The following is a 2,054-nucleotide window of genomic DNA, read 5'->3' as shown; positions in this document are numbered from 1 at the left end:
CGACGACGATGCGGTCGACGGGTTCGAAGGTCCCGGAGAAGCCGGAGGTCGCCGACGCCGTGACGAGGCTCACGCATCCGTCCCGGCGGGTTCGGTACCGGAACCGGAAGGGCAGCCGGGAACTGTCGTCGTCGACGTCGAAGCGGACGTCACGACCGTGCCCGGCCTGGGCGAGCACGCGCGCGGCGAAGGACCGGTCGGTGCCGGAGCGTTCGCTGTGGCGGCGCTGGGTGTCGATCCGCGCGGTGACGGTCCGGGCCGCGTCGTCCCCGTGGACCGCGGTCAACACGGTGCCTCGTCGAGGTGCTGTCCGCATCGCTGCTCGAACCAGGAGCGGGCGTCCCGCAGGCTCGCAAGCCGTTCCTGTTCGTGCAGTGTCGCCACGAGCGTGCAGTCGACCCCGTCGACAGTGCGCTCGACGCAGCCGAGGAGCATGTCCGGGTCCCCCCAGGCGGATGCAGCGTCGACGACCCGCCAGCACCCGGCGTCGACCGGCTGCACCCGGATGTCCGTCGGGTCCGTCGGGGCGAGTGCCCGGATCCGTTCGGTGTGGACGACCTGCTGTCGCACGACGGAGTCGATGACCATGGTCGAGGTTCCCTGTGCGTGTCCCATCGCGCCTCCCTGTCGGTTCGATGTGGTGCACTGCTTCGACCAGCGGCGCACGAGACACTTTCAGTATCAACAGGACGTTTCCCGTCACGTCAGGGGTTGACACCAGACCGCGTCTGGCGGACCATCCGCGGCCGGGATCGGGGTCCTGGCAACGCACCGTGGACGGTTCCCGTACGGTCGGCCCATGAACGACGGGAGCGGTGCGGCACGGGACGTCCCGCCTCGGCTCTCACGTGCTGTGCGGGACGCGCTCCGGTTCGTCCAGGAGCACGCGACGACCCACATCACCGTCACGGACGTCGCCGCGGCGGTCCAGCTGTCGCCGCGGAGTCTGCAGAAGCGGTTCCGGACGGAGATCGGGCAGACGCCGGGCGCCTTCCTGCGCGCGGTGCGGCTCGAGGGGGTGCGTCGTGACCTGCAGGCGGCATCCGGTACACCCGACCGGCGGACCATCGCGGCGATCGCCCAGCGGTGGCAGTTCAGCAACGCGGGTCGGATGGCTGCGGCGTTCCGTGAGGCCTACGGGATCGCGCCCTCGTCGGCGCTGCGCTCCTTCGCGCCCGAGGACGGCGAGGACTGCGAGGACGACGAGGACGGCGCGCCGAGCCTGTCGGACCGGAACCAGCGGCGCTTCCGGCTGGTGCTGGACTGCGAGGTGGACGTCGACGACCCCCAGACGGTGCTCGCCGGGGCGCTACAGCGTGCTGGGGCCGGTCCATGGCGCGACTACCGGCCGGACGGCGGCAGCGAGGACCTGATGGCGTTCCTGCTCGGCAACGCGGTGCGGACGGTGGTGCGCGAGACCTCCGGCGTGACGCTGGTGGCCCTGGACGCGATGCTCCGGGTGCAGGACGAGCAGGGGACGTACCCGCCCGCCGAGCTCCCGGCCTGGCGTGCCGGCCCACCACCGAACGTGCCTGCGCCGTCCGGATCGTCCGACACCGCCCAGCGCGTAGGATCGAGAGACGGCAGGGAAGGCGCCCATGGATGACGCATTCGAGCGTGCACTCCGTGCGCTCCGGTCGGCGGACGTCGCCGACGACCAACTCAGTCGGCCGTTCGCGCTCGCGCTGCCGATGGGCGGTGTCTCGATCTCGACCTTCGGTGAGCTGTGCCCGAGCGAGACCGTGTCCGCGACCGACGAGGTCGCCACCCGGATCGACGAGATCCAGCTCGACCTGTCCGAGGGACCGTGCTGGGCCGCGCTCTCGACCGATGCCCCGGTGCTGGAGACGGATCTGGTGGAGCGTCCGAACGCCGCGTGGCCAGCCTTCAACGAAGCCGTCCGGAGCGAACCCGTCGGCGCGGTCTTCGCCTTCCCGGTCGCCTTCGGGCCGTTCCCGCTCGGCGCGATCGACGTGTACGTCCCGCAGCCCGCGACGATCGAGGAGGACACCGTACGCCAGGCCATGACCCTCGCCTCAGCAGTCAGCCGCCGG

General features: G+C 71.5%; 4 protein-coding genes. 2 read left to right on the top strand and 2 right to left on the bottom strand.

Annotated elements, in window-relative coordinates; genetic code table 11:
• The coding region (locus tag H489_RS38260) for a hypothetical protein (protein WP_167578312.1) at positions 1-286 on the bottom strand (286 nt) is incomplete at its 3' end.
• Complete coding sequence (locus H489_RS29900) at positions 283-615, bottom strand: hypothetical protein (protein ID WP_017887473.1); 333 nt, start codon at positions 613-615, stop codon at positions 283-285. The genes H489_RS29900 and H489_RS38260, both read right to left, overlap by 4 nt.
• A gap of 184 nt (positions 616-799) precedes the next feature.
• Between H489_RS29900 and H489_RS36905 the strand changes: the two genes are divergently transcribed.
• Together H489_RS36905 and H489_RS0119265 are read left to right on the top strand one after the other, a co-directional pair.
• Complete coding sequence (locus H489_RS36905; protein WP_017887472.1) at positions 800-1,606, top strand: helix-turn-helix transcriptional regulator; 807 nt, start codon at positions 800-802, stop codon at positions 1,604-1,606.
• On the top strand, positions 1,599-2,054 hold a 456-nt coding region (locus H489_RS0119265), incomplete at its 3' end, for a GAF domain-containing protein (protein WP_017887471.1). The genes H489_RS36905 and H489_RS0119265, both read left to right, overlap by 8 nt.

The organism is Curtobacterium flaccumfaciens UCD-AKU, assembly GCF_000349565.1.
In the GTDB taxonomy this organism is placed as follows: domain Bacteria; phylum Actinomycetota; class Actinomycetes; order Actinomycetales; family Microbacteriaceae; genus Curtobacterium; species Curtobacterium poinsettiae.
The sequence above is the reverse complement of the archived record's forward strand: the minus strand, read 5'-3'. Positions and strand labels throughout refer to the sequence as shown.